Source organism: Frankia tisae, assembly GCF_025403405.1.
Classification (GTDB): Bacteria; Actinomycetota; Actinomycetes; order Frankiales; family Frankiaceae; genus Frankia; species Frankia tisai.
Genome location: NZ_JANEZT010000520.1, coordinates 1 through 3,435, shown reverse-complemented (window position 1 = coordinate 3,435; position 3,435 = coordinate 1). Strand labels below are relative to the sequence as shown.

At 74.0% G+C, this 3,435-nt stretch carries 1 protein-coding gene; it reads right to left on the bottom strand.

Translation table 11 applies throughout. The annotated features are described in order from the left end of the window. Positions 1-701: 701 nt before the first annotated feature. Positions 702-3,314, bottom strand: coding sequence for an endopeptidase La (lon, locus tag NBZ85_RS29145; RefSeq protein ID WP_261563162.1), 2,613 nt, complete (start codon positions 3,312-3,314; stop codon positions 702-704). Between the last annotated feature and the right edge of the window lie 121 nt (positions 3,315-3,435).

Below are 3,435 nucleotides of genomic sequence, written 5' to 3'. Positions count from 1 at the left end.
GGGCGAGGAGACGATCGGTGGCGGTGAGGGTGGCCGTGGCCACCGGGTGCGGCACGGGCTGGTTCTTGTTGTACCCGAAGACCAGAATCGGCATGAGTATCAGCGCGGCGAAGAACAGCGCCAAGCCGATCCAACCTCGTCTGAGGGCGTCCACGTTGTCCGGGTCCCTCCGCCACGCAGGCCCATGGGGGATCCGATTACTCTAATGGGCCGGTTTGCGGCGCCTACTAGCGGCCCTTGCCTCGGGCGGGCGAACGTGGGCCTGGCGGTCTGCTCGGCGGGCGGCGGGCGATGGGCCGCGGACGGTGCTCCGCGAAGAGGGGGCGCCGGGCGGGCGCTGTCAGCGGGTGCGCCGCCGCCCGGGCGGTCTGCTCGGCGGGCGTGCCTGGCCGCGGTTGTCGCGCGGTCGCTGCCGCACCCCTTGTCGTTGGAACCCCAGGATGCGCTGCTGTGCGATGCGCTCCTGCCGAAGACAGCGGCCACTATCCACGCTCCGACCGTAGCCGCGATCGAGGGCGAGCGCCTGCCACGTCACATGGTGTTTACCTTGTCCACGGCGTGTCGCTTGCGGGCCGCACACGGACCAGTCCGGGCACGCCGGCCCGCTTTAGGACTATCCGCCCAGCTCACGACGGGCGTCCGCCCGCTGTCCGGCCGGCGCCCGGGGGCACCGGCCGGACCACTGTAGGGCCAGCTCGGGATCAGGCGGCCAGGGCCGCGGGGGACTGCCCGGCACGCCCCGACGGCCGGCCGTGGCGGTTGGCGTCGAAGGCGGGCTCGAGCGCCAGGTTCAGCACCTCCCGGACGTCGGTCACCAGGTGAACGGTGAGTGCGTCGCGCACCGGGGCGGGCACGTCGTCGAGGTCCGGCCCGTTGCGCTGGGGCAGCAGCACGGTGGTGAGGCCGGCCCGGTGCGCGGCGAGCAGCTTCTGCTTCACCCCGCCGATCGGCAGCACCCGCCCGGTCAGCGACACCTCGCCGGTCATCGCCACATCCGCCCGGACCGGCCGGCCGGACAGCAGCGACGCGAGCGCCGTCGTCATCGTCACCCCGGCGCTGGGCCCGTCCTTCGGCACGGCTCCCGCGGGGACGTGCACGTGGACGCCGCGGTCGGCGAGGTCGCCGACGGGCAGCTCCAGCTCCACCCCGTGCGAGCGCAGGTAGGACAGGGCGATCTGCGCCGACTCCTTCATCACGTCGCCGAGCTGGCCGGTCAGCGTGATACCCGCACCACCCGTCTCCGGGTCGGCCAGGGACGCCTCGACGAACAGCACGTCGCCGCCGGCACCCGTGACCGCCAGACCTGTCGCGACCCCGGGCAGGGCCGTGCGCTCCGCCGACTCCGGGGTGTGCCTGGGCCGGCCGAGGTAGCCGGTCAGGTTCCCGGCGTCGATCGCGGCCGGCAGCGTGGCCTCGCCGAGCGCCACCCGGGCGACGACCTTGCGCAGCAGCCGGGCGATCGAGCGTTCCAGGTCGCGCACGCCGGCCTCGCGGGTGTACTCCGCGGCCAGCGCGTGCAGGGCGTCGTCGCCGACGGTGACGTCGCCCTCGGCGAGCCCCGCCCGGTCGAGCTGGCGGCGCAGCAGATGGTCGCGGGCGATGACGACCTTCTCGTCCTCGGTGTAGCCGTCGAGCCGGATGAGTTCCATCCGGTCCAGCAGCGGCGCCGGGATGGCCTCCAACACGTTCGCCGTGGCCAGGAACAGCACGTCGGACAGGTCCAGCTCCACCTCGAGGTAGTGGTCGCGGAAGGTGTGGTTCTGCTCGGGATCGAGCACCTCCAGCAGCGCCGCCGTCGGGTCACCGCGATAGTCCGCGCCGAGCTTGTCGACCTCGTCCAGCAGCACCACCGGGTTCATCGACCCGGCCTCGCGGATCGCCCGCACGATGCGACCCGGCAGCGCCCCGACGTAGGTGCGCCGGTGGCCGCGGATCTCGGCCTCGTCGCGCACGCCGCCGAGCGCCACCCGGACGAACGAGCGGCCCATGGCCTTCGCGATCGACTCGCCGAGCGACGTCTTGCCGACACCGGGCGGGCCGGCCAGCGCCAGCACCGCGCCGCCACGCCGACCGCCGACGACCCCCAGGCCGGCGTCCGCACGCCGCCGGCGCACCGCCAGATGCTCGATGACCCGGTCCTTGACGTCGTCGAGCCCGGCATGGTCGGCGTCGAGCACGGCGCGGGCCGCGGTGATGTCGTAGGAATCCTCGGCGCGGACGTTCCACGGCAGGTCGAGGACGGTGTCGAGCCAGGTGCGGATCCAGCCGCCCTCGGGCGAGGACTCGGCCGTGCGCTCCAGCTTGTCGACCTCCTTGAGCGCCGCCGCCCGCACCTTCTCGGGCAGGTCCGCGGCCTCGACCCGGGCCCGGTAGGCAGCCGGCTCGGAGCCGCTCGCTCCGTCGGCGGCGCCGTCCGGGCCGTTCAGCTCGGCCAGCTCCTTGCGGACGGCCTCGAGCTGGCGGCGCAGGAGGAACTCGCGCTGCTGGCGGTCCATGCCCTCCTGGACGTCGCGGCGGATCGTCTCGGCGACGCCCAGCTCGGCCAGGTGCTCCTTCGTCCAGGTCAGCAGCCGCTCCAGGCGGGTGCCGACCGCCGGCGTGCCGAGCAGCTCGATCTTCTGCGCGGTCGTCAGGTAGGAGCTGTAGCCGGCCGTGTCGGCGAGCGTGGCGGGGTCGGTGATCGCGGCCACCGAGTCGACGATCTGCCAGGCGCCGCGTTGGCGCAGCAGGTCCGTGACCAGCGCTCGGTACTCCTTGGCGAGCTTGTCCACCCGGGCGGCCTCGTCGGCTGGGGAGTCGGCGCGGGTGCCGGCCGGGTCGTCGAGCGCGCCGAACGGAGTGGCTGCATCGTCGTCGGCGACGACCGCGTCCACCCACTGCACGCCCGCACCGCTCCCACCATCGCCGGCATCGACACCATCGCCGGCAGTGGCATTGCCGGCGGTGCTCGCGCCGGTGCCGTGGCCGGCCGGGGCAGGCCGCACGCCGCCGACGTGGGCCCGCGCCGTGCCACGCACGACCGCCGCCGAGCCGCCGCGTGGCAGCCGGCCGACCTGCTCGATCACCCCGACCGTGGCGACCTCGGCGAGCTCGCCGTCGACGCGGGGAACGAGCAGCACCTCGGCCGGCCGGCCGGCGGCGCGGCTGGAGACCCCCGGCGCGCGGGCGTCCGGGGAGCCGGTTGACCCGCCGGCACGGGCGGCGTCCACGGCGGCTCGGGTCTGCTCGTCGGACATGTCGAGGGAGACGACCATGCCGGGGAGGACAACGGCATCGTCGAGCGGCAGGACGGGCAACACCCGGATCTGTGGCATGTGGTTCACCCTCACGTGAGGAAGTTGAGTCACCTGGACTGAAGTCCCCTCAGTCCATCATTGTTCCCGAGGTTGCTCGCCCAGAGCGAACATCCGGGGTGCGGTGGGGTGGGATCGGGCG